The sequence below is a fragment of the Pseudooceanicola onchidii genome (assembly GCF_004959925.1).
GTDB lineage: Bacteria > Pseudomonadota > Alphaproteobacteria > Rhodobacterales > Rhodobacteraceae > Pseudooceanicola > Pseudooceanicola onchidii.
Map to the genome: position 1 here is coordinate 504,314 of NZ_SPUW01000001.1, position 22,052 is coordinate 526,365.

Below are 22,052 nucleotides of genomic sequence, written 5' to 3' on the forward strand. Positions count from 1 at the left end.
GGCCGGAAAACCGCGTGCTAGGCTTTGGCCATGCGCACCGCCCTGCTTGCCCTTGGCCTCAGTCTGCTGTCCTTGCCCGCCGCCGCGCAGGGCCGGATGAGCCACTGCATCGCCATTGCCGATGCCGCGCCGGGGATCGAATACATCCACAAGGCCGGGTTCCGCGATCCGGTGCCGGACTATTCGGTGCGGCTCAGCTATGTCACGCACAGTTCCTACCTGATCCAGCCGCCGGACGGGCCGACGATCATCACCGATTACAACGGGTTTCACGGCAACGTGGATTTCATCCCCGATGTCATCACCATGAACCACGCCCATTCCAGCCACTTTACCCCGGCCCCCGATCCCGCGATCCCGCATGTGCTGCGTGGCTGGTCCGACACCTTCGGAGAGGCCGCCGACCATCACCTGGAAATCGGCGCGGTGTTGATCCGCAATGTCTCGACCGACATCCGGTCCATGGGCGGGGTCGAGGAGAACGGCAATTCGATCTTCATCTTCGAGGTCGAGGGGTTGTGCATCGGTCACCTGGGCCACCTGCATCACGAACCGAACGAGGAGCAATATGCGGCTATCGGGCGGCTGGACGTCGTGATGGTGCCGGTCGATGGCGGCATGACGCTGGATACCGCGACGATGGTGCGGGTGGTCGAACGGCTCAAGGCCTCGATCGTGCTGCCGATGCACTGGTTTTCCGACGCCTCGCTGCGGTGGTTCCTGGAAGGCGTGCAGGACGAGTTCGACATCGACCTGCGCCGCACATCCGAGCTGACGGTGTCCCTGCGCGACCTGCCGCAGCGGCGAAAGGTGGTGGTGCTGCAACCCAACTGGCTGCGCGACGAATAGCGACGAAGGGGCTGGGCGATCACCGCGCTTTGGTGCTAGCAGATCAGCATGACGCTGAACCCCGCCGATCCCGCCTTTGCCGACAGCCTGCGCGACACTCTGGACGCGCGCGCCTTTCGCGATCTTGAACCCCGCTACCTGGAAGAACCGCGTGGCACCTGGGCCGGGACGGGGGGCCTCGTGCTGGCCCCGGCGGATGTGCACGGCGTCTCGGCGATCCTGAAGGCCGCCCATGCGGCGCGTGTTCCGGTGGTGCCCTACGGCGGCGGCACCGGTCTGGTCGGCGGTCAGATCATGCCCGACGGCCCGGACCCGGTGATCCTGTCGCTGGAGCGCATGACGGCGATCCGCAAGGTCGACCCGGTGGAGAACGTCGCGGTGGTCGAGGCCGGCGCGATCCTGGAAGACGTGCATCGCGCGGCCAACGCGCAGGGGCGCATGTTCCCGCTGTCGCTGGCGGCCAAGGGATCGGCCCGGATTGGCGGCAACCTGGCGACCAACGCGGGCGGGGTGAACGTGCTGCGCTATGGCAACACGCGCGATCTGTGCCTCGGGATCGAGGCGGTGCTGCCGGACGGGCGCATCTGGAACGGGCTGAGCCGCCTGCGCAAGGACAACACCGGCTATGACCTGCGCAACCTGATGATCGGGTCCGAAGGCACGCTTGGCGTCATCACCGCCGCCGCGCTGAAGCTGTTCCCGATCCCTGCCGCGCAGGGCACCGCGCTGGCGGTGGTGCCGTCGCCGCGCGCCGCGCTGGACCTGCTGGCGCTCGTGCGCGACCGCGTGGGCGAGGCAGTATCGAGCTTTGAGCTGATCGCGGGCATGGGGTTGGAGTTCCTGAAGGAGCACCTGCCGCAGATCCGCCGCCCCTTCGATCCCGCGCCGGAATGGATGGTGCTGATCGACCTGGGCCTTCCCGCCGGGCTTGACCCGCAGGAGGCCTTCGAGGCGATCTTCGAACAGGCCTGGGAGGCCGAACTGGTCACCGATGCGCTGATCGCCCAGAACCAGGCGCAGGCGACAGAGTTCTGGGAGGTGCGCGAACAGATCCCCGAGGCGAACCGCCTGGTCGGATCTGTGTCCTCGCATGACATCAGCCTGCCGCTGTCGAACCTGCCCGGCTATATCGAACGGGCCTCGGACGAGGTTGCGAAGATGGGGCCCTTCCGCATCAACTGCTTCGGCCACTTGGGCGACGGCAACCTGCACTTCAACGTCTTCCCGCCCAAGGGCGCACCGGTGGCCGACTGGCGCCAGCACACCAAGGCGGTCAAGACGATGCTGCATGACCTGGTGCACGAGATGGAGGGGTCGGTCAGCGCGGAACATGGCCTCGGCCGGCTCAAGACCGGTGACCTGGCCCGCTATGGCGATCCGGTGAAGATCGAGATGATGCGCGCCATCAAGCAGGTCTTCGACCCGCATGGCATCATGAACCCCGGCGCGGTGCTGCCTCAGGCCTGACGGATCTTGCGCTTGGACAGGCGGCGTTGCAGCCCGGCGACCAGGTCTTCGTGCGGCACGTCGGCCTCGATCGCGATCTTGCGCAGGCGGAAATGCACGTGGGCCATTTCCTGGTAGTAGCTTGTGTAGGCATAGTTCGTCGCGGCCCCGGCCACCGCGCCCAGCACCGGCACCGTCTGCGCGGCCAGTTTCTGTCCCAAGACGGTGGCAAAGCGCGGCGCGACCTTGGCGATCAGCCCCTTCACGGCGCCGCCCGTGACCGTCACGCGCGTGGCATAGAAGGCCAGATCTGTGCCGTCGTCTTCGGCCAGCGGCCCGGCTGCGGCGAAGACGCGGATACAGTCAAACTGCACGCTTTCGGATTCGGGATCAAAGCCATGGTCCCGCGCCACACCCTGGATCGCCCGCAACAGCACGGTCGTGGTGACCGGCAATTCGGCCATGGCGCTTGGCAGCCCGCCAAAGCCCCCGGCAGCCCCCATGGCGGTCGTGACCGCAAGGTTCAGCCAGTCGGGCTGGTCCTTCACCACCCGGCGCGATCCGTTGGCGGCGCGCATGGCCGTGCCAAGGGCCGCTTCGGTCGTGCGGTCCAGCCGGTTGCGGATGTCCTTGGGCAGGCGCTTGATCAGACCCTCGGCGCTGTCCCCGACCAGGTTGAGGATCTGAAGCCCGACACCGCCCGCGCCGCGATAGCGGCGGGCCAGGGCGTCCAGTTCGGCCTCGATGTCGATCGGGGTTGGATCGGCATCCTCGAGCAGCTGCGAGGGGATGGCCTTGGGTCTGCGGTCGGGCACGTGGTCTTCCTCCGGTCTGTGAGGGTTAGATTTGGTCCCGCGCGCGCCGGATCAAGGTGTCGCGGGAAGATCGCGGGTCACGTCGCCCGTCACACCGGCCCAGGATCCCTCCTGCAGCTCAAGCCCCAGGACCCGGTCGGGGTTGGTGGGCGGCGGCATCATCACGCCGGTCAGCCGGTCGAAGCCGAAGCGGCTGTAGTAGGGCGCGTCCCCCACCAGCATCACCCGCGCCCAGCCCTCGGCCTGCGCCTTGTTCAGCGACTCGGCGATCAGCAGGGCGCCCAGCCCTTCGCCCTGGTGGGTCGGGTGCACCGCGACCGGCCCCAGCAACAGCACGCGTGTACCGCCGACCAGGACCGGCCAGTACCGGATCGCACCTGCCACGGTGCCGGCGGCATCCCGCGCCACAAGGCACAGGGCGGCAACCTTGGGCACCTCGTCACGCAGACGATAGGACGACAGCGCCTCGCGGCCCGGCGCGAAACAGAGGTCATACAGCGCCTCGACCTCCCACCAGTCCTGGGTGGATTCTTCCGATAGGGTGAACACCCGGGCCGCCTCCCTCGTCTTTTCGGGGTTTCTTGCGGAGTAACATGGGGATACCAACAGGGCAAACAGGAGGAATGCCAGTGTTCTACGAACCCAAGGACGGCCACGGCCTGCCGCACAACCCGTTCAACGCCATAGTCACGCCGCGCCCGATCGGCTGGATCTCCTCGCGCGGGGCGGATGGGGTCGACAACCTGGCGCCCTACAGCTTCTTCAACGCCGTGGCCTATGTGCCGCCGCAGGTGATGTTCGCCTCGACCTCGTCGAAGGACGACCGCGAGTTTGGCAAGGACAGCACCGAGAACATCCGCGACACCGGATACTTCTGCGTCAACATCGTCGAATTCGACGCCCGCGACGTGATGAACAAGACCTCGGCCACGCTGCCTGCGGGCACCGACGAATTTGCCCACGCCGGGATCGAAAAGACCGACTGCACCCTGATCCCCTGTTCGCGCGTCGCCAATGCGCCGGCGTCGCTGGAATGCCGACTGACCCAGATCGTCACGCTGGAAGGCGAGACCAACAAGCTGGTGCTGGGCGAAGTCATCGGCATCCACATGCGCGACGACTGCATGACCGACGGGATCTTTGACGTGACCAAGTTCAGCCCGCTGACCCGTCTGGGCTACCGTGACTATTCGGTCATCCGCGAGGTCTTTTCGCTGGCCCGCCCCGACGACTGAGCCAAGGGTTAACGTGGCCTAAATCGAGGGGCGCTATATCCGCATCATACAACGTATGGGGCAGGGTATGGATCGTCACCTTCTGATCGCAGGGCAGGGCCGCGCCGGCAGCACCCTGTTCTACAGCATGATGCAACACGCGCTTTCGGGGTTTACGATGCCCGAGACCGAGGTGCGGGCAGGCGGCTTCCTGTCGCTGCCCGGCAATGTCTGCACCAAGCGGCCCTATGACATCTTTGATTTCGCCAAGTTGGCCGAAGCCGCCGAGGGCCGCAAGCAGCTGGACCTGATCGTCACGCTGCGCGACCCGCGCGATGTCCTGACCTCGATGCACAAGGCCGTGCCGGACGACTATTTCTATTCGGCGGACCTGACCTACAACATCCACACCCCCGGCGGCCCGAAGAAGACCATGCCGGGGCTGATCCTGGTGCACATGGCGATCCTCGAGGCGCTGAAGTCCGGCCTTCTGCCGCGCGGGGCCTTCCTGTTGAAATACGAACACCTCGTCGCGGACCCGGACCGGATCCAGGCCATGCTGGCCGAAGGCATGGGCCTCGACTTCCACGCCCGCTTCTCGGATTTCCACAAGCGCGACGTGGATGCCTCGATGGACCGGGCGATGAACGGGCTGCGGCCGGTGGACGGCAAACAGATCGAAAAGTGGCGCGCGCCCAAGCATCGCACCCGGATCATCGACCAGTTCACCCGCTTCCCGACCCTTCATGATATCGTCATCGACCTGGGCTACGAACCCGACACCAGCTGGTTTGATGCCTTGCGCGAGGAAACGGCCGACTTGGACACGCAAAACGTGTCCCGGGTGCAACGCCGCGCCGGACTTTAACCGGGCCGAAATCCCTGCCGCCAACCTATGTCGAAAGACAAAAATAATGGTGGCGGGAATGCACAGGCATCTTTTGGTTACAGGACAGTCGCAGGCGGGCAGTTCGCTGCTGTACAGCATGCTGCAAAGGGCGTTGCGGGATTTCAACATCCCGGGGCCGGAGTTCCCGGCGCGGGCGGTGATCCACATGCCCGGCAACACCTGTTCGCGGCGCGGTCACGACCTGTTCGATTTCGACCGGATCGTTGCGGCGGCCGAGGGGCGCAAGCGGCTGGACGCGATCGTCATGCTGCGCGATCCGCGCGACATCCTGACCAGCTATGACGCGCGCCTGCCGGACGACTACGTCTGTGCCGCGGATCGCAGTTACTTCGTCAACGCCCAGGGTGGCCCGCAGCAGATCCTGCCCGGCGTGCTGGAAATCCATGCGCAGATCGCCGCGCTGGCCGCGTCCGACAGTCTTCCGCAGGGGGTCATCCTGCTGAAATACGAACACCTCGTCGATGAACCGCGCCGGGTGCAGAACCTGCTGGCCGATTGTCTTGAACTGACCTTCGACGGCGATTTCAGCCAGTACCACCCCCGAGAGATCGCCACGCACGGGCCCGAGCTGACGGGCGTGCGCCCGGCCGACGCCCCGCGCGAGGCACGCTGGCGGCTGGCCTATCACCGCGACCGGATCATCGACCAGTTCACCCGTTTCCCGGCGCTGCACCAGATCGTCGAGGATCTGGGATACGAAGAGGACAGAAGCTGGTTCGATCGTTTCGTTGCGGAAGAGGGCGTGGCCGCGGTCAGCGCCTGATCCCACCAGTCTAGAAAAAGAAACCCCCGCCCGGCTTCACACCGGGCGGGGGTTTTCGTGTCAGAGCCCCGGGGTCAGTGACCGCCCAGGATCCCGGTCCGCACGTCGTAATCGACCGCCAGCCCATAGTCCGGGTCATCGGCGCTGTCGACCATCAGGTGCCCGGCCTTCTTGAGCAGCCGGTGACAGTCGCGGCTCAGGTGGCGCAACTGAATCTTCTTGCCTGCCGCCTCGTACTTGATCGCCACGGCTTCGATCGCCTGCAGGGCGGACTGATCGACCACCCGGCTGTCGGCGAAGTCGACGATCACGAGGCCCGGGTCGGTCTTCACGTCGAAAAGCTCCACGAACCCGTCGGACGACCCGAAGAAAAGCGGCCCCTGCACCTGGTAGACCTTGGCGCCCTCGGGCGTGGCATAGGTCTTGGCGTGGATGCGCCGGGCGTTGTTCCAGGCATAGGCGAGGGCCGAGACGATGACCCCCACGACCACCGCCACCGCGAGGTCGGCATAAACCGTCACACCCGTCACCAGAACGATCACCACCGCATCCGTCAGCGGCACCCGCGCCAGGATGCGCAGCGAATTCCACGCGAAGGTGCCGATCACCACCATGAACATCACGCCGACCAGCGCCGCCAGCGGGATCTGTTCGATCAGCGGTGAGGCGAAGAGGATGAACGCAAGCAGGAACAGCGCCGCCGCGATCCCCGCGATCCGCGTCCGTCCGCCGGATTTCACGTTGATCATCGACTGTCCGATCATGGCGCAGCCGCCCATGCCGCCGAAGAAGCCGGTCACGATGTTCGCCGCGCCCTGCGCCACGCATTCCTGGCTGGCGCCGCCGCGCTGGTTGGTCATCTCTCCGACCAGGTTGAGCGTCAGCAGCGATTCAATCAGACCGATCGCGGCCAGGATCACGGCGTAGGGCAGGATGATCTCGAAGGTCTCCCAGGTCAGCGGCACCATGGGGATGTGGAAGGGGGGCAGGCCGCCTTCGATCGAGGCCATGTCGCCCACGCGCGGCACGTCCAGCCCGAAGGCGATGACGATGGCAGCGATGATGCCGATGCCCGCCAGGGGCGCGGGGATGACCTTGGTGATCCGGGGCATGACCCATATGATCGCCATGGTCGCCGCGACCAGCGCCAGCATCAGCGCCAGGGGGCCGCCCGACAGCCAGGCCCCTCCGCCCGCGCCGTGGCCGGTGTTTTCGACCGTGCCTGGCACCTTGAACTGGGTCAGCTGCGCCAGGAAGATCACGATGGCCAGCCCGTTGACGAAGCCCAGCATGACCGGGTGCGGCACCAGCCGGATGAACTTGCCCCATCTCATCACGCCCGCGAAAACCTGCAGGATGCCCATCAGCACCACGGTCGCGAAGAGGTATTCCACGCCGTGTTCCGCCACCAGCGCCACCATCACGACCGCCAGCGCCCCCGTCGCGCCCGAGATCATGCCCGGACGTCCGCCGAAGACCGCGGTGATCAGGCCCACCATGAAGGCCGCGTAGAGGCCGACCAGCGGGTGCACCCCCGCCACGAAGGCAAAGGCCACCGCCTCGGGCACCAGGGCGAGCGCGACGGTCAGGCCCGACAGCAGCTCGATCCGGATGCGCGAAGGGGTCATGGGTTCGCCCGGCGAGAGGCGCAGGTCGGGCAGGGTGATGCGGTCGGTGAACGCGGCCAGGGGGGATCGGGACATCGGAAGCCTTTTGGGGGATCTTGGGGTTGAGCGCGGGATAGCGGATGGGCCGCAGTGCAGCAACCCCGGCGGGGGGCATGGGGCGCTGGCAGGCCAAGCCGATGCGCATATGGCACGCCGCGACCGGGGCGCTGCCCCGGACCCCGAGGAATTTCCGACCAGAAGAAGGCGGCGGCGGTGGCTTGTCCTTGGCGCCGGGGCGGGTCACAACGGGGCATCGGGTGGAGCCGAGGGAGCGCACCATGACAGACCATATGCTGGCCGTGATCGGCGGATCGGGCCTTTACGAAATCGACGGGCTGACCGACCCGCGCTGGCACCGGGTGACGACGCCCTGGGGCGACCCGTCGGACGCGATCCTGACGGGCACCCTGGACGGGCTGCGCATGGCCTTTCTGCCGCGCCACGGACGCGGCCATGTCCACAGCCCGACCGATGTGCCCTATCGCGCCAATATCGATGCGCTCAAGCAGCTGGGGGCGACGCATGTGCTGTCGGTCTCGGCCTGCGGGTCGTTCCGCGAAGAGATGGCGCCGGGCGATTTCGTGATCGTCGACCAGTTCATCGATCGCACCGTCAACCGGGAGAAGAGCTTTTTCTCGCAGGGCTGCGTGGCGCATGTGTCGATGGCCCATCCGACCTGCCGCGCGCTTGGGGCGGCGGCGGCCGAGGCCGCGCAGGCGGCAGGCGTGAAGGTGCACCGGGGCGGCACCTATCTGGCGATGGAAGGGCCGCAATTTTCGACCCTGGCCGAAAGCCGGATGTACCGCGAGCACTGGGGGTGCGACGTGATCGGCATGACCAACATGCCCGAGGCCAAGCTGGCCCGCGAGGCCGAGCTGCATTATGCCACCGTCGCCATGGTCACCGACTATGACAGCTGGCATCCCGACCATGGCGAGGTCGACGTGACGCAGATCATCGCGACGCTGAGCGCCAATACGACCCATGCCAAGGCGATGATCGCCGGGCTGCCCGGGCGGATGGCCGAGGGCTGTGACCAGGCCTGCGACGCCGCGCTTGAGTTCGCCGTGATGACGGCACCGGACAAGCGTGACCCGGTATTGGTGGACCGGTTGTCCACCGTCGCCGGCCGCGTATTGAGAGGCTGAGATGAGCAAGACCGTCAAGGATTACATCCGCACCATCCCGGATTTCCCGCACGAGGGCATCATGTTCCGCGATGTCACGACGCTTTTTGCCGACCCGCGCGGGTTTCGCATGGCGATCGACCAGCTGGTCGCGCCCTTTGCCGGACAGCGCATCGACAAGGTCGTGGGGCTGGAGGCGCGGGGCTTCATCCTGGGCGGCGCGGTCGCCCACCAGCTGTCGACCGGGTTCGTTCCGGTGCGCAAGGCGGGCAAACTGCCGGGGCGCGTGATCGCGCAGGATTACACGCTGGAATACGGTCAGGCGCGGGTCGAGATCCACGATGACGCCATCCGCCCCGGCGAACGCATCCTGATCGTCGACGACCTTCTGGCGACCGGCGGCACGGCCGAGGCCGGGATCAAGCTGATCCGTCAGCTGGGCGGAGAGATCATGGGCTGCGCCTTCATCGTCGACCTGCCCGAGCTGGGCGGCCGCAAGCGGCTTGAGGCCATGGGCCTGCCACTGATCACCCTGTGTGACTTCGACGGGGCCTGACCGGCGCTAGCCGTCGGCGCGCAGGAAATCCATCACCGGGCCGCGCACCGATTGCAGACCGTCCTCGCGCGCCTTGTCGATCACGCCGCGCAGGGCGGTCAGATCCGTCCGCATCAGAAGCGACTTGACCGGCCCGATCGACGCGGGGCGCATCGACAGGGTGCGCAGGCCGATGGCGGCCAGGCAGAGCGCCTCGACCGGGCGGCCGGCATCTTCGCCGCAGAAGCTGAGCGTCGTGCCGGTGTCGGCGCAGCGGTCGACGATGCCCTGCAGGAAGGTCAGGAACGACACGTTCAGCGTGTCGTAGCGCCGCCGGACACGTTCGTTTTCGCGGTCGGCGGCAAAGAAGAACTGCTTGAGGTCATTGCCGCCGATCGACAGGAAATCGACCTCTTCGAAGAACCGCCGGGGGGCATAGGCGAGGCTGGGGGTTTCCAGCATGGCGCCGATTTCCAGCGAAGCGGGCAGGGGGTGGCCAAGGATGCGCTCGCGCTCCATCGCCTTGTCCATCTCGGCCCGCGCGGCGCGGTATTCGTCGTATTGCGCCACGAAGGGGAACATGACCGACAGCGCGCGCCCGTTGGCGGCCCGGATCAGCGCCTGAAGCTGCATCCGCATGACGCCGGGCTTGTCCAGCCCGACCCGGATCGCGCGCCAGCCAAGCGCCGGGTTGGGTTCGTCCGTCGGCTTCATGTAGGACAGCACCTTGTCCGACCCGATGTCGAGCGTACGGAAGACCACCTTGCGCCCCGCAGCCGAATCCATGACCCGGGCATAGAGCGCCGAAAGCTCGGACCGGCGCGGCATCTGGTTGCGGATCAGGAACTGCAGTTCGGTCCGGAACAGGCCCACGCCCTCGGCCCCTGATCCCGCCAGCGACGGCAGGTCGGCCATCAGGCCCGCGTTCATCATCAGGTGCACGCGTTCGCCGCACATGGTCACGGCGGGCAGGTCGCGGATCGACCCGTACCGTTCCTGCGCCTTGGCCTGCATCGCCATCTTGTCGCGGAAGGCCGTGACGACGGTATCCTCGGGGCGCAGGTGGGCGACGCCGTTGTCCCCGTCCAGCACGATGTGATCGCCGTTCAGCGCTTCGGTCGTGACGCGGTCGGCGTGGATGATCAGCGGGATCGCCAGCGACCGCGCCACGATCGCTGCATGGGACCCGACCGACCCTTCCTCGAGCACGATGCCGCGCAGGCTCCGGCCATAGTCCAGCAGTTCGGCCGGGCCGATGTTGCGCGCGACGAGGATCGGATCGGCGGGCATGTCGGCGCCGGTTTCCTTGCCCTGGCCCGACAGGATCCGCAGCAGGCGGTTCGACAGGTCGTCGAGGTCATGCAGGCGGCCGCGCAGGTAGGGATCGGTGATCGATTCCATCCGGGCCCGGGCCGTCGATTGTTCCTTTTCGACCGCCGCCTCGGCAGACAGGCCCCGCGCGACGTCTTCCTCCATCCGGCGCATCCAGCCCTTGGAGTTCGCGAACATCCGGTAGGCTTCCAGAACCTCGAGCTGTTCCTTGTCGTCCTCGGCGATGCCCGAGACCATCCGGTCCACCGCATCGCGCAGCTGTTCCGTCGCCTCTTGCAGGCGTTCGCGTTCGCGGTGCGGGTCTTCGGCGATCGGGTTGGTGATGACCACGCGCGGCTCGTGCAGCCAGACATGGCCTTCGGCGGTGCCTTCCTGGCCCGTGGTGCCCCGGAAGACGACCGGCTTGGTGTGCAGCGCCGACAGGGCCGCGCCCTCGCCGACAAAGACGCCCAGTTCGGCCATTTCGGCCAGCACCATGGCAACGACTTCCAGCAGCGTGATCTCGTCTTCGGAAAACCGCCGCGCGATCTTGGACTGCACGACCAGGACGCCCAGCTTTTCACCAAGCCGCTGGATCGGCACGCCCGCAAAGGACGAATAGATCTCCTCGCCCGTCTCGGCCATGTAGCGAAAGCCCGGTTCCGACGGCGCATCGGGCGTGTTGATCAGGCGGCCGGTGCGCGCCACGCGACCGACCAGGCCTTCGCCCAGCCGCATCCGGGTCTGGTGGACGGCTTCAGCCTTCAGGCCCTCGGTCGCGCAGAGTTCAAGCGTTTCGGAATCGCGGAACAGATAGACCGAACACACCTCGGTCCGCATCGAATCGGCGATCAGGTGGGTGATCTTGTCGAGCCTTGCCTGACCGGCCGCCTCTTCGGCCATCGCCGTGCGGAGCCGGGCCAGCATGGAGCGGCTGTCGGTCTGGAAGTCATGCGTCATGTCGCGGATCAGCGTCCCTTTCCTCTGGTGTTGCTTAGACCAGAAGAGGCGGCAATGCCAAATGGTTCTGACCTTGCGCCGCCCGGTTGGGCGCGAGTGTCGCGGGCTTGGGCATGTCCTGACCGATCGGCGGGCGATCCCTAGCCGATGTCCAGCACCTTGACCCAGTTTCCGTGAACCCAGCCCTTGAACGTGTAGGGCAGGGCGCGCGGCGTGGTGGAACAGCCAAAGTCCTCGCCGTTCGACCGGTAGACAACGCCGTACCAATCCCCGCGCTTCTCGTAGATCTCAAGCCGGTCACCGTTGTGCACTTCGTCCAGCTTGCGGAAATTCGACCCCGGCCCGGACCGCACCGACAGGAACCCGTCGCCGCCGGCCTTGAGGCCGTGGACCTGTCCGATCTGGTACCAGGCGGCTTCGCAGTCGCGATAGGGGTTTTCGGTGATCGGCACGTCCAACTGGTTGGCATGGGCCATCAGCGGCGTCAGGGCGATCAGGGTGGACAGGGCAAACCGGCGCATCGGGACCTCACAAGGAAAAGGGGGCAATCAATGCCCCCATCCTAGATCCGATTCTGCGAATGCCCCAAGGACAGACTGGCCGGTCAGGCCTTTTCCAGCTCGAAGGTGTCGTGAAGCGCCTGAACGGCCAGCTCCATGTACTTCCGGTCGATCAGGACCGAGATCTTGATCTCGGAGGTGGCGATGACCTTGATGTTGACGCCTTCGTCCGACAGCGTCTTGAACATCTGCGCTGCGACGCCCGACTGCGACCGCATGCCGATGCCCACGGCCGAGACCTTGGCGACGTTGGTGTCCGCGATGAGATCATGGAAGTTGATCTGATCGGCATCCTTTGCCGCGTTCAGCGCCTTTTCGGCCCGCGCGACCTGATCGACAGGGCACGAGAAGGTCATGTCGGTGCGACCTTCCTCGGCGATGTTCTGGATGATCATGTCGACGTTGATGCCGGCCTCGGCCAGCGGGCCGAAGATCGCGGCGGCAATGCCGGGGCGGTCGGCGACCGAGATGAGGGTCATCTTCGCCTCGTCGCGCGAATAGGCGATACCCGAAACCGGACGGTTTTCCATGATTTCCTCCTCGGCACAGACCAGCGTGCCGGCTTCATCAGATTGTTCCTCGAAGGACGACAGCACCCGCAGCCGTACCCCGAACCGCATGGCAAGTTCGACCGACCGGGTCTGCAGGACCTTGGCGCCAAGCGAGGCCAGTTCCAGCATTTCCTCGAAGGCGATCTTGTCGAGCTTGCGGGCCTTGTCGGTGATCCGCGGGTCGGTGGTATAGACCCCGTCCACGTCGGTGTAGATGTCGCAGCGTTCCGCACCGAAGGCCGCGGCAAAGGCGACGGCGGTCGTGTCGGACCCGCCCCGGCCAAGCGTGGTGATCCGGCCTTCGGGGCTGATGCCCTGGAAGCCCGCGACCACGGCCACCTTCATGCCTTCTGCGAATTTCGCATTGATGTTGTCAGTCGGGATCTCTTCGATCCGGGCCGAGCTGTGCGCGTTGTTCGTCTTCAGCGGCACCTGCCAGCCCTGCCAGGACCGCGCGGGCACGTCCATTTCCTGCAAAGTCAGCGCCATCAGGCCTGCGGTGACATTCTCGCCCGAGGACACCACCGCATCGTATTCGCGTGCATCGTAGAATTTCGAGGTCTCGTTGACCCAGCCGACCAGTTCGTTGGTCTTGCCGGACATGGCCGAGACGATGACGATCACGTCATAGCCCTTCGCGACCTCGACACCGACGCGCTTGGCGGCGCGCTTGATGCGGTCCAGCGTGGCGACTGACGTGCCGCCAAATTTCATCACGAGAACGGGCATGAACGCTCCCCAACCTTGTTCCGCGGCGGTTTAGTGAGGTCGGCGGGAAAGCGCAAGACTGCCAATTGCCGTCACGGCACGGGTATCAGAAGGGGACGGGGGTGCCGTCGTAGGATTCGAAACAGCCCGAGGTTGCGGGCGACAGGGCGTCAAACCGCGCCATGAGGCCCTGGGCCGAAGCCTCGACGCTGATGTCGGCGCCCGATCCGCCCATGTCGGTGCGGACCCAGCCCGGGTGATAGGCGCCGACCGCGACCGCGCCCTTAAGGTCCTGCGCCAGGTTGCGCGCGACGTTGACCGCCGCCGCCTTGGACGCGCGATAGGTATAGGACCCGCCGGGCGCCCTCGCCTGGCTGCCCATGGCCGAGGCGATGACCGCAACCCTGGCCGATTGCGATTGCCGCAGCGCGGGTAGCAGCGCCTGAACCGTCAGGAAGGGCCCCGCCACGTTCACCGCCATCGACCGCGCCCAGAGATCCGCGCCGAAGCCGTCTTCAAGGCCATGCCCCTTGTCGAGGTAGACGCCCGCATTGCAGATCAGCAGGTCGACGGGCCCACCTGCGACGGCCGTCAGAAGCGGGGCGAAATCCGGTGCCGCCTGGCTTAGGTCCAGCGGCAGAAGGGTGCCGCCCCGGGTCGAGGTTCCGATGACCTCGTCGCCGCGCGCCGCATAGCGCGCCGCCAGTTCCGCGCCGATACCCCGGCTGGCGCCGGTGATCACGATCCGCATGTCTCAGTTCGCCTTTCTGTTCGTCGCGAAGGGCAGCGGCATGACGGGCACGCCGTCTTCCAGAAGCTGCCTGGCATCCTCCAGCCGGGCCTCGCCATGGATCTGGCGCGCCTCGGCCTCTCCGTCGTGGATGCGCCGCGCCTCGCGGACGAAATCCTTGCCGACGTAATCCGACTCGGCCTCGATCTTCTTGCGCAGCTCGCGCAGCGCCTGTTCGGCGGGCGAGGCAGGCTCGGACAGCGGGCGGGGTGTGTCGGGGGTGGCCTTCTTGCGGCCAGTCGTGACACGCGGGGCCATCACGGCCTTTTCCACGCTGTCCGACCCGCATATCGCGCAGGTCACCATGCCCTGGGCCTTCAGCGTGTCGAAGGCCGAGGCGGACTGAAACCAGCTGTCGAACCGGTGGTCCCGGTCACATCTGAGGCTGAACTGGATCATCGATAACCTGTTCGCAAGACTGACACATTACATAGTCGCGATACGAGCCGATGCAAGCCGATGTCAGTCCAGCCCACGCGGATCGAAGGTGCGGATCAGCGCCGCCAGCTCGGGCTCGTCCACCTTCTTGGCGGCCTTCTTGCGGCTGAACCATTTCCGGTCGCGTTCGTTCGCCTCGGGATATTCGGCGCGCAGAAGCCGGACGTGCACGGGAAACAGGGTGCCCACGCAAGGGATCTGGTGCCCGTCGTCCAGCAGCTTGAAATAGGTGTAATGCCCGATCGGATCTTTCTGGACGCGCCCGATCACACCGGCCTCTTCCGCGGCCTCGGTCAGCGCGGCCTCATGCGGGTGCTTGCCCGCCATCGGCCAGCCCTTGGGCACGATCCACCGCTTGGTGCCGCGGCTGGTGATCAGCAGGATGCGGATCTTGTCGTTGACGACCCGGTAGCACAGCGCCGCGTATTGTTCGCGGATCGAGGACTCGTCCAGCTTGCGGAATTCCCGTGGGGTGGATGTGCGGTTCAGAAAGCTCAAGCAGGACCTCGCAGGGCGGGGCAGGGACGTCGGGACCGGACAGGGGCAGGGCCCGAGTGTCGGTCACCCTTGTAAATATATTGCAAACGCCGATCCGCACAAATGAAACCGCAGATCAACCGTGGCACGACTGGCGTTGCAGCCCGTCGCGGCGGCGCGAAACGCCGCCCCGCGCACCGCTTGCCCTTCCATTTCGGCCCGAATGCGGTAAGACGGATTAATGTCGTCTTCCGTCATCAGGGCCTTCTCGGTCCATCTTCTGACGGCCACCGGTGCCGTTTTCGCCATGCTCGCCCTGCTTGCCGCGGTGGACGGGCGTTGGGGAAACATGTTCCTGTGGCTGGTCGTCGCCTTCGCCGTTGATGGCATCGACGGGCCGCTGGCGCGAAAGTACGACGTGCGGACCCACGCGCCGCATATCGACGGCGCGCTGCTGGACCTGATCATCGACTACCTGACCTACGTGTTCATCCCGGCCTACGCGCTGTTCCAGTCCGGCATCCTGCCCGGCATCTGGGCCTGGGGTGCGCTGTTCTGGATCACCCTGACCAGCGGGCTGTATTTCGCCGGCAACTGGATGAAGATGACCGACAACAGTTTCCAGGGCTTCCCCGGCTGTTGGAACATGATGATCCTTGTGCTTTTTGCGACCGAACCGCCGACCTGGACGATCATGACGCTGATCCTCGTGCTGTCGGTGGCGATGTTCCTGCCTCTCAAGTTCATCCATCCGACACGCACCGTCCGCTGGCGGCGCCTGTCGCTGCCGATCGCCGTGCTCTGGACCGTCTTCGGGGCCTGGGCTTCGGTCGCGCATTTCGATCCCGGGCACGTCGTCCAGGTCGGCCTTTTCGCCACCAGCCTTTACCTTCTGGGCGCCGGGATCGCGCAGCAGATCCTGGACAGACTCGCCCGCTGATCCGGGGCCGTACCCCGCAAGTGCCCGACATTTTTGCACAATCGGCGATGACCCCTGGCGCGACACCCAGGGCAAAACGACAGGCTTGAAGTAAATCCCGCCCTGCGCTCTAGTAGGTCGGCGGGGGTGTGCATTGACAGATCAAGCAGCTGTAGAAGCCAGGAACGCGGCGCGACATTACGGGTCGGGCCAGTCCGTCGTGAAGGCGCTGGACGACGTGTCGCTGACCATCCGGAAGGGCGAATTCTTCACCCTCCTCGGGCCATCGGGCTGCGGCAAGACCACGCTGTTGCGCCTGATCGCCGGGTTTGAAACCCCGACGTCCGGTCAGATCCTGCTGTCCGGGCAGGACATCACCGACATTCCGCCGAACAAGCGCAAGGTGAACACCGTCTTTCAGAGCTATGCGCTGTTCCCGCACCTGTCGGTCGCCGCCAATATCGCCTTCGGGCTTGAGATGCTGGGCCGACCCAAGGCCGAAACCGCCGCCCGGGTCGAAGAGATGCTGGCCCTTGTCCGGCTGGACCAGATGGCCGACCGCAAGCCCGCGATGCTGTCGGGCGGGCAGCAGCAGCGGGTGGCGCTGGCCCGTGCGCTGGCCCCGGGGCCAGAGGTGTTGCTGCTGGACGAACCGCTGTCGGCGCTTGATCTGAAGCTGCGCAAGGAGATGCAGCTGGAACTCAAGCGGTTGCAGACCGAAACCGGCATCACCTTCGTCTTCGTCACCCACGACCAGGAAGAGGCGCTGACCATGTCCGACCGCATCGGCGTGATGCGGGCAGGCAAGCTTCAGCAGGTCGGCGGACCGCGCGAAATCTACAACGGCCCCGTGAACCGCTTTGTCGCCGATTTCATCGGAGAGACGAACTTTCTGACCGGCACGCTTGAGGCGGGTCGGGTGCGGCTGCCGTCGGGCGAAATGCTCGACGTGCCGGAGGCCACGGGGCAGGGTGAGGTGACGCTGGCCATCCGGCCCGAACAGATCCGGATCGACCCGGAGGGCGCACTTGAGGCGCGGCTGACCCAGACGGTCTATTTCGGCACCGACACGCACTGCCATCTGCAGCTGAAGGACGGGACCGAGATCGTGGCGCGCCTGCAGTCTCCGCCCTCGGGCGATGTCGGGCTGAGCATCGGAGAGACGCTGCGCCTGTCACCCGTACCCGGATCGGTGCAGGTGCTGGAGGGGGACTGACATGGCCCTGTCGCAATCCGCCAGGAACGGATGGCTGCTGTCTGCCCCGGCGCTGATCCTTCTGGCCGTCGGGGCGGCGGGCCCGCTGCTGATCGTGGTGATCTATTCCTTTCTCACACCCGGCGATTTCTCGGGCGTGGAATGGACCTTCACCACCGAAGCCTGGTTCCGCGTCTTCTTTGAACGCGACATCTTCGACGACACGGTGTCGGCCGCCGATGCGCATCTGACGATCTTCTGGCGGTCGCTGAAACTGTCGCTGCTGACCACGCTCGCGACCTTCGTGGTCGGCTTCCCGATGGCCTGGTTCATCGCCACGCAACCGCCGAACCGCCGCGCGGCCTGGCTGTTTCTGATCACCATTCCCTTCTGGACGAACCTGCTGATCCGGACCTTCGCGATTCTTGAGATCATCCGCAATCAGGGCCTGCTGAATTCTTTCCTGCTCTGGCTCGGGGTGATCAACGACCCTCTGCAGATCCTTTATACCGACACGGCGGTGCTGATCGGCATGGCCTATGTCTACCTGCCGCTGATGGTGCTGCCGCTGTTCGCCGCCATCGACCGGTTCGATTTCAAGCTGATCGAGGCGGGCTATGACCTCTATGCCTCGCGCTGGCAGGTGCTGCGCCGGATCGTCGTGCCGATCGTGCGGCCGGGGATCGTGGCGGGCTCGATCCTGGTCTTTGTCCCGTCGCTTGGCGCCTATGTGACCCCGCGTATCCTGGGCGGCGGCAAGAACATGATGTTGGGCAACTTTATTGAGCTACAGTTCGGCCAGGGGCGCAACTGGCCGCTTGGCGCGGCCTTGTCGATGCTGCTGCTGGTGATCGTGCTGACCGCGCTTCTGGCCTATGTCCGCGTGACCTCGTCCGAGGGTCGCCAGAATGTCTAGGCGCGACTTCAATATCGCCGCCATGCCCGGCTTTGCCACCATCGCGATCGCGGCCTTTGTGCTGCTGTATATGCCGATCGTGACCATGGTGATCTACAGCTTCAACGCGTCGGATTCGGTCGCGCTCTGGGGTGGGTTTTCGCTGCGGTGGTACGCCATCGCCTGGGAAAACGACTTCGTCAAAGAGGCAACCGTGCGGTCGCTGGTCCTGGCCGCCTCGGCCGCCGTCATCGCGTCCGCCCTGGCCACGCTGGCCGCGCTTGGCACCACGCGGCGCAAGCGGTTCAAGGGACAGACCTTCATCTACGTGATGATCAACCAGCCGCTGATGGTGCCCGAAATCGTCACCGCCGTGGCGCTGCTGATCTTCTTCGCCGCGATCAAGAAGGCGACGGGCTATACTGGCCTGGGCTACCTGATCCTGGCGCATTCCGCCTTTTGCGTGCCCTTCGCCTACCTGCCGATCCGGGCGCGGCTTGAAGGCATGGACCTGACGCTGGAACGGGCAGCCGCCGACCTTTATGCCACGCCGTTCCAGACCTTCCGCCGTATTACCCTGCCGCTCATGGCGCCGGGGATCGCGGCGGGCGCGATGCTGAGCTTCGTGATTTCGCTTGATGACGTTATCATCACCGAGTTCGTCAAATCCGCCGGACAGGATACGCTGCCGACCTACATGCTGGGTCAGCTGCGCCGCGCGGTCACGCCCGAGGTCAACGCGATCTCGACGGCGCTGCTGGTGCTGACAGTTCTGATGCTGACGGCCTTTTTCCTGCTGACAAGAAAACGGGGCTGAACCCCGGATTGACCAACAAGGAGTAACTCATGAAACGCCTAATGACCTCTGCCCTGGCCCTGGCCGCGCTGACCGGCGCCGCCCAGGCCGAAGGTGCCCTGAACATCTACAACTGGGGCAACTACACCAACCCCGAGCTGATCGAGAAGTTCGAAAAGGAATATGACGTCGACGTCACCATCACGGACTTTGACAGCAACACCACCGCGCTGGCCAAGATCGAGGCAGGCGGCCACGGCTTCGACATCGTGGTCCCGACGCACAGCTACGTGCAGATCTATGTCGGCAAGGATCTTCTGATGAAGCCCGGCATCCCCGAGATGGAAAACTACGGCAACATCTCGGACGTGTGGAAGAACGTCGACTGGGATCCGGGCCGCGAATACACGGTGCCGTGGCAGTGGGGGACCACCGGCGTTGCGGTCAACAAGACGGCCTATTCCGGCGACATCAACACCTCGGCCATCTGGCTCGACACGCCGGATGAGCTGAAGGGCAAGGTCAACGTCGTGCCCGAAATGCAGGACGTGATGAACCTGGCGGTGATGTACATGGGCGGTGAGCCCTGCACCAACGACAAGGCCAAGCTGAAAGAGGTCCGCGACAAGCTGGTCGAGGCCAAGAAGAACTGGATGTCAATGGACTACGGCATGACCGAAAAGCTGTCGAACGGCGATGTCATGGCGACCGTGAACTGGAACGGATCGACCTTCCGCGCGCGGGTCAACAATTCGGACGTGGTGTACGGCTATCCCAAGGAAGGCTACATCGTCTGGATGGACAACGTCGCCGTGCTGAAGGACGCGCAGAACGTCGAGAACGCCAAGCTCTTCGTCAACTTCATCATGGATCCGGAAAATGCCGCGATGATCTCGTCTTTCGCGCGCTATGCCAACGGCATCGACGGGTCCGAGGAATTCATGCCCGACGACATGAAATCCGCGCCCGAGATCGTCGTGCCGGAAGAGCTGAAGGCGGCGGGCAAGTTCACCTCCTCCTGCTCCAAGGAAGTTCAGGATCTGTATTCGGCCATCTGGACCGACCTGCAGAAGTAACCCGACACTGGCATCTCCGGGATCGTCCGGGGGTGCCGACCTGACACTCAGGCCGTGATCTTGGCCGTCACGGCGTGATGGAACAGCCGCTCTTCCAGGTCCTCCAGCGTGGCGCTATCGGGGTCAGGATCGTCCCCCAGATCAAGCCGCCACGTGCCGTTGTCACCTTCGGCCAGCCACCATTGCCCCGCGTAGATCCGCAGAACCGTCCCGGCCGGCAGGTCGATGTCGTTGGTGCGCGTGCGCGACCGGAATTCGGCAACTGTCATCACCTCTGCCGTGCGGCGGAACGCCTCGAGCGCATTGGCCGGGCGCGGTTCCCGAGCCGGGGCAGGGGGCGGGGCCATGAAGGGCCCCTCGATCTCGTCGTCGCCCATGGACGGAAACAGACCGGCGCCGAAGCTCATGATCTCGGACACGGCATAGCCCAGAAGCAGACGGTGACGCGCGGGCGGGTCCAGATCGCGCCAGCCGGGACCGGGGGCGTCCTTGTCGCGCAGATAGTCGAAGTGCAGGGGCGCCAGCCCGTCGCCGTCGATGCCAAGGATGTCCTGAACCTGACGGCAGGCCACGTCGAGGTCATCTGTATGGCAAGCCGCAACGATGGCACCGCGCAGGTCGGCGGGTGGCGCCGCAGCGGCGCGTCGTCGTGGTGCGCCGGTTGCCTGATCGGGGTCTCGCCCGGTGACGGCCCTTGGGCCTTTTTCGCGTGGTGCCTGAAGTGTCTGGACAGCTTTTTCTAGCAGTCCGGTGCCGATTGTCGGCCAAACCGTCATGTCTGATCCCCCAAAATCAGTCATCTCGGTCCCTGCGAATGAAACCTGCGGGCGGGCTGTCCATCCCTCGGCAGCGGCCCGGACTTCAGGTCTTCGGTGTTCAGCAGATCGTCTTGCGGCTACGGCGCAGGAACAGAAAAATACTGGTATAACAAAAGAGTAGTTCTATCTTCTTCCTCGTTTTCAACAGGCGCAACCCTGCCGCATGTCGTGAATTCGCACGGTCCGCTGCCAGTCAATTCGCAAGCGTACCGCCGGGCCGCAGGATATCGTGCGGCCGGAAACAGGTCCGTTCAATGCCTTAAGGTTAACGTACGGTAAAAACTCGATTCTCGCCATAGCAAAGACGCGTGAAAGCGTCAGGCCCCGTCGCTTTGCACGTATCGGTGCAGTCTCTCGGCGTGGGTGCGCGCCCTGCGATTGTGCACCGGATGGCGCTCCCCCTGCCGCCTATGCGTCGCCGAGATTCCGGGTCGCAATCCCGTGACCTGATCAACGGGCTTTACAACTATCGACTTTCAAACATACGTTTCAAACATGCGCTTGAATGATTCTGACAAAAGCTCTTCTGCAACCCGTGGCGCCATCCGCGCCGTGGCCGAGGAAATGTATGCCGAGAACGGAATCGACGGCGTGACGACCCGCGCACTGGCCGAACGGGCGGGCGTGAATATGGCTGCGGTGAACTATCACTACGGCAACAAGGACAACCTCACGATGGCGGTCTTCCGCGACGTGGCGCATCGCACGGTCCAGCGCAGGTTGAAGAACCTTGCCCGGATTGACGCCACGGCGCAGGCCGAGGGCCGCGAACCCACGCTGCCCGAGATCGTCGAGGCCTTCGTCGACGCCTATGTCAACGAAGATACGCCGCGCACCGGGGTGCTTCTGGCGCATCTGGTGCTGCAACACCGCGTGCGGCCAAGCGCATGGACCCGCGCCATCGTCCGGGAAGAACTGGACGATTTCGCGATCACCTACATGGGGTTCATGCGCCGTGCCGCACCGCATCTGACCGAACCCGAGATCCACTGGCGCTATCACCTGATGGTCGGCGCCGTGATGATGAGCCTGTCGGACCAGGCGCGCGACGGACGGATGGCCAACCTGTCGAAAGGGCTGGTCCATCCCGAGGACCGTCGTGAATTCAAGGACCAACTGGTTGCCTTCCTGGTCGACAGCCTCGGCCATCGGCGGGCACCCGGGGGGGGATGATCACAAGGCTGCCCTGAAGGAGACAAGGCGGCAAAGGCGGCCGGACAACCGGCCAAGCA

General features: G+C 65.3%; 24 protein-coding genes. 13 read left to right on the top strand and 11 right to left on the bottom strand.

The features are described from left to right. The first annotated feature begins 30 nt into the window (after positions 1-30). Together E4S58_RS02455 and E4S58_RS02460 are read left to right on the top strand one after the other, a co-directional pair. Positions 31-849 carry an MBL fold metallo-hydrolase gene (locus E4S58_RS02455; RefSeq protein WP_136634730.1) on the top strand — a complete coding sequence of 273 codons (819 nt, stop codon included), beginning with the start codon at positions 31-33 and terminating at the stop codon, positions 847-849. A 48-nt stretch (positions 850-897) separates the two neighbouring features. After that, complete coding sequence (locus tag E4S58_RS02460) at positions 898-2,316, top strand: FAD-binding oxidoreductase (RefSeq protein ID WP_136634731.1); 1,419 nt, start codon at positions 898-900, stop codon at positions 2,314-2,316. Here the strand turns inward: E4S58_RS02460 and E4S58_RS02465 are convergent. After that, on the bottom strand, positions 2,307-3,086 hold the full coding sequence (locus tag E4S58_RS02465) for an EcsC family protein (protein ID WP_420821273.1): 780 nt from the start codon (positions 3,084-3,086) through the stop codon (positions 2,307-2,309). The genes E4S58_RS02460 and E4S58_RS02465 overlap by 10 nt on opposite strands. A 75-nt stretch (positions 3,087-3,161) precedes the next feature. Next, positions 3,162-3,659, bottom strand: a complete 498-nt coding sequence (locus E4S58_RS02470) for a GNAT family N-acetyltransferase (RefSeq protein ID WP_136634732.1) — start codon at positions 3,657-3,659, stop codon at positions 3,162-3,164. 80 nt (positions 3,660-3,739) lie between these two features. Here E4S58_RS02470 and E4S58_RS02475 point away from each other — a divergent pair, with 80 nt between their 5' ends. The 3 genes from E4S58_RS02475 to E4S58_RS02485 all read left to right on the top strand — a co-directional run bounded on the left by E4S58_RS02475 (position 3,740) and on the right by E4S58_RS02485 (position 5,997). Further along, positions 3,740-4,345 carry a flavin reductase family protein gene (locus E4S58_RS02475; protein WP_136634733.1) on the top strand — a complete coding sequence of 202 codons (606 nt, stop codon included), beginning with the start codon at positions 3,740-3,742 and terminating at the stop codon, positions 4,343-4,345. Between the two features lie 67 nt (positions 4,346-4,412). Continuing rightward, on the top strand, positions 4,413-5,192 hold the full coding sequence (locus E4S58_RS02480) for a hypothetical protein (RefSeq protein ID WP_136634734.1): 780 nt from the start codon (positions 4,413-4,415) through the stop codon (positions 5,190-5,192). A gap of 58 nt (positions 5,193-5,250) precedes the next feature. Next, on the top strand, positions 5,251-5,997 hold the full coding sequence (locus E4S58_RS02485) for a hypothetical protein (RefSeq protein ID WP_136634735.1): 747 nt from the start codon (positions 5,251-5,253) through the stop codon (positions 5,995-5,997). A 74-nt stretch (positions 5,998-6,071) separates the two neighbouring features. Here E4S58_RS02485 and E4S58_RS02490 read toward each other — a convergent pair whose 3' ends face one another. After that, a complete protein-coding gene (locus E4S58_RS02490) occupies positions 6,072-7,700 on the bottom strand; it encodes a SulP family inorganic anion transporter (RefSeq protein ID WP_136634736.1) in 1,629 nt (542 codons plus the stop codon). 242 nt (positions 7,701-7,942) lie between these two features. Here E4S58_RS02490 and E4S58_RS02495 point away from each other — a divergent pair, with 242 nt between their 5' ends. Together E4S58_RS02495 and E4S58_RS02500 are read left to right on the top strand one after the other, a co-directional pair. After that, the gene (locus E4S58_RS02495; RefSeq protein WP_136634737.1) at positions 7,943-8,812 is read left to right on the top strand and encodes an S-methyl-5'-thioadenosine phosphorylase; all 870 of its coding nucleotides are present in this window, start codon (positions 7,943-7,945) and stop codon (positions 8,810-8,812) included. A 1-nt stretch (position 8,813) separates the two neighbouring features. After that, positions 8,814-9,347: an adenine phosphoribosyltransferase gene (locus tag E4S58_RS02500; RefSeq protein ID WP_136634738.1), complete on the top strand. Its 534-nt coding sequence runs from the start codon at positions 8,814-8,816 to the stop codon at positions 9,345-9,347. Positions 9,348-9,353: 6 nt separating this feature from the next. Here the strand turns inward: E4S58_RS02500 and ptsP are convergent, their stop codons facing one another. The 7 genes from ptsP to E4S58_RS17825 all read right to left on the bottom strand — a co-directional run bounded on the left by ptsP (position 9,354) and on the right by E4S58_RS17825 (position 15,379). Next, the gene (gene ptsP, locus E4S58_RS02505) at positions 9,354-11,597 is read right to left on the bottom strand and encodes a phosphoenolpyruvate--protein phosphotransferase (RefSeq protein ID WP_136634739.1); all 2,244 of its coding nucleotides are present in this window, start codon (positions 11,595-11,597) and stop codon (positions 9,354-9,356) included. A gap of 140 nt (positions 11,598-11,737) precedes the next feature. Further along, a complete protein-coding gene (locus E4S58_RS02510; RefSeq protein ID WP_136634740.1) occupies positions 11,738-12,118 on the bottom strand; it encodes an SH3 domain-containing protein in 381 nt (126 codons plus the stop codon). An 83-nt stretch (positions 12,119-12,201) separates the two neighbouring features. Continuing rightward, on the bottom strand, positions 12,202-13,437 hold the full coding sequence (locus tag E4S58_RS02515; RefSeq protein ID WP_136634741.1) for an aspartate kinase: 1,236 nt from the start codon (positions 13,435-13,437) through the stop codon (positions 12,202-12,204). Between the two features lie 85 nt (positions 13,438-13,522). Further along, complete coding sequence (locus tag E4S58_RS02520) at positions 13,523-14,167, bottom strand: SDR family NAD(P)-dependent oxidoreductase (RefSeq protein WP_136634742.1); 645 nt, start codon at positions 14,165-14,167, stop codon at positions 13,523-13,525. A 3-nt stretch (positions 14,168-14,170) separates the two neighbouring features. Continuing rightward, the gene (locus tag E4S58_RS02525; RefSeq protein WP_136634743.1) at positions 14,171-14,605 is read right to left on the bottom strand and encodes a DUF1178 family protein; all 435 of its coding nucleotides are present in this window, start codon (positions 14,603-14,605) and stop codon (positions 14,171-14,173) included. A 63-nt stretch (positions 14,606-14,668) separates the two neighbouring features. Further along, positions 14,669-15,142 (bottom strand): NUDIX hydrolase, encoded by a 474-nt coding sequence (locus E4S58_RS02530; protein ID WP_240789437.1) that lies wholly within the window; start codon positions 15,140-15,142, stop codon positions 14,669-14,671. 63 nt (positions 15,143-15,205) lie between these two features. Further along, entirely contained in the window at positions 15,206-15,379 is a 174-nt protein-coding gene (locus E4S58_RS17825; RefSeq protein WP_169052580.1) for a hypothetical protein, read from the bottom strand. Here E4S58_RS17825 and E4S58_RS02535 point away from each other — a divergent pair. The 5 genes from E4S58_RS02535 (at position 15,363) to E4S58_RS02555 (ending at position 20,002) form a co-directional block, all read left to right on the top strand. Then, positions 15,363-16,061 (top strand): CDP-alcohol phosphatidyltransferase family protein, encoded by a 699-nt coding sequence (locus E4S58_RS02535; RefSeq protein WP_136634745.1) that lies wholly within the window; start codon positions 15,363-15,365, stop codon positions 16,059-16,061. The genes E4S58_RS17825 and E4S58_RS02535 overlap by 17 nt on opposite strands. 133 nt (positions 16,062-16,194) lie before the next feature. Next, on the top strand, positions 16,195-17,256 hold the full coding sequence (locus E4S58_RS02540) for an ABC transporter ATP-binding protein (RefSeq protein ID WP_136634746.1): 1,062 nt from the start codon (positions 16,195-16,197) through the stop codon (positions 17,254-17,256). A gap of 1 nt (position 17,257) precedes the next feature. Further along, positions 17,258-18,151 (top strand): ABC transporter permease, encoded by an 894-nt coding sequence (locus E4S58_RS02545; protein ID WP_136634747.1) that lies wholly within the window; start codon positions 17,258-17,260, stop codon positions 18,149-18,151. Further along, complete coding sequence (locus E4S58_RS02550; protein WP_136634748.1) at positions 18,144-18,947, top strand: ABC transporter permease; 804 nt, start codon at positions 18,144-18,146, stop codon at positions 18,945-18,947. The genes E4S58_RS02545 and E4S58_RS02550 overlap by 8 nt, the downstream gene beginning before the upstream one ends. A 29-nt stretch (positions 18,948-18,976) precedes the next feature. After that, positions 18,977-20,002, top strand: a complete 1,026-nt coding sequence (locus E4S58_RS02555) for an extracellular solute-binding protein (RefSeq protein ID WP_136634749.1) — start codon at positions 18,977-18,979, stop codon at positions 20,000-20,002. 47 nt (positions 20,003-20,049) lie between these two features. Here the strand turns inward: E4S58_RS02555 and E4S58_RS02560 are convergent, their stop codons facing one another. Then, positions 20,050-20,574 (bottom strand): hypothetical protein, encoded by a 525-nt coding sequence (locus tag E4S58_RS02560; protein WP_136634750.1) that lies wholly within the window; start codon positions 20,572-20,574, stop codon positions 20,050-20,052. Between the two features lie 747 nt (positions 20,575-21,321). Between E4S58_RS02560 and E4S58_RS02565 the strand changes: the two genes are divergently transcribed. After that, entirely contained in the window at positions 21,322-21,993 is a 672-nt protein-coding gene (locus E4S58_RS02565; RefSeq protein WP_169052581.1) for a TetR/AcrR family transcriptional regulator, read from the top strand. Positions 21,994-22,052: the final 59 nt, after the last annotated feature.